Source organism: Campylobacter sp. BCW_6871, assembly GCF_001762325.1.
GTDB lineage: Bacteria > Campylobacterota > Campylobacteria > Campylobacterales > Campylobacteraceae > Campylobacter_D > Campylobacter_D jejuni.
This window is the reverse complement of sequence record NZ_MJWQ01000024.1, coordinates 1-1,432: the sequence shown is the minus strand read 5'-3', so window position 1 is coordinate 1,432 and position 1,432 is coordinate 1. Positions and strand designations below refer to the sequence as shown.

The 1,432-nt window shown below is 30.2% G+C and carries 2 protein-coding genes; both read left to right on the top strand.

Going from position 1 to position 1,432, the window contains the following annotated elements:
* Window positions 1-742: bacteriophage T4 gp5 trimerisation domain-containing protein (locus tag AJ930_RS02430; RefSeq protein ID WP_070274791.1), on the top strand; the 742-nt coding region annotated here is incomplete at its 5' end.
* A gap of 13 nt (window positions 743-755) precedes the next feature.
* Window positions 756-968 (top strand): hypothetical protein, encoded by a 213-nt coding sequence (locus tag AJ930_RS02425; protein ID WP_070232973.1) that lies wholly within the window; start codon window positions 756-758, stop codon window positions 966-968.
* The last annotated feature ends 464 nt before the right edge of the window (window positions 969-1,432 follow it).

Here is a 1,432-nt window from a genome sequence, read left to right as displayed (position 1 = left end):
TGAACTTACCCTCTCAAATATAAAAGATAAAGAACAAATTTATTTAAAAGCCCAAAAGGATTATGATGAATTAGTCCAGCATAATTTCACTCAAAGAATCTTAAATGATAAAGATTCTATAGTGGATGGAATTTATAATGAAAGGATTAAAAAGATTCATACTCAAATCATAGACTTAGCTAAAAATGTCAATATAGGAGGAGAATACTTAACTAATGTAGGCTTATCTAAAGATACCATAGTAGGATTAAGCAATACCTTAAATGTAGGAGTAGATAATAAAGTAAGAGTGGCTAAAAACTCTCATGAGTTTGTAGGAGAAAACAAAGACATAGAAATAGGTGCAAATCAAAATACTATTATACATAAAGATGAAATAAGAAATGTGAAGGGGAATAAAAAGGAAGTGGTTGAGGGGCATTATGGTATTAATGTCAGTGATAAAATGCAAGTGTTAAGCGAGAAAGAGATGGATTATAAAAGCAAAGATAATATTCTTTTTACAAGTAATGAATCCATAGGATTTGAAAGTGATAAAAATACAAGCATGGTAGCTGATAATATCACAACTTATGCAAAAACTATTCATGAGTTAAAAGCCGATAGCGAAGCGACTATACAGGTAGGAGAAACAATTATTAATGCAAAACCTGATTGTGTTATCATTAAAGCAGGTGGAGTTGAAGTAACTATAGACTCTAATGGACTTGTGGTTAAAGGTGGAGAGATTAAAGCAGAGTAATAAAGGATAAACAATGAATAAACCCTTCTACAAACTTAAAAGATTTTATATACCTTGTGGTGTGCTTATAGCTTTGATTATTTTTATAAGCTTAGCTTATCATTTTTTACAACAACCTTTAGAGCTTATCTTTTGGGATAGATATGATATATCAAAATTATCTATTAATAACGAAAAGAAAAATTTTAAAACAATGAAAACTGTGAATTACTCCTACTTTCGCTAACGCTTAGAAGTAGGAGGTTCCTAACTAAAGCCAAGTATTCTTAGCTAGCTCGAAAGGCTTCTTGTTTATAGCTTACACCTAAATTTTCATATAAAATATTAAAACTTATACAAAAATCTTTCATAAATTGTTTCAGAAGTTAAAGAGTTTGTTTGGTAAATTACATTAAGGGTTTAAGCCGCAGGCTGACCCCCTACGGCTAAATTGTGAAACCCCTGAAAGGAGGTACATAAAACTCATTCTAGTGGTTATTATACTGCTTTGTTTATTTATAGTCAAGGCATATTAACCAAGCTCAATTTTTGGGGCAACTGGAGTGGGTTACTTGCGGTATCAAACAAACTTTTAACTAAGCTTCTCTCCTTCTATTGAATTTCTATATTTTTTTATATTTTCAATATTTGCACCAAATAAAAATGAAGGTGCAAAAAACAAAGTGCTAAAGAATAACAAGTAAAATCTTT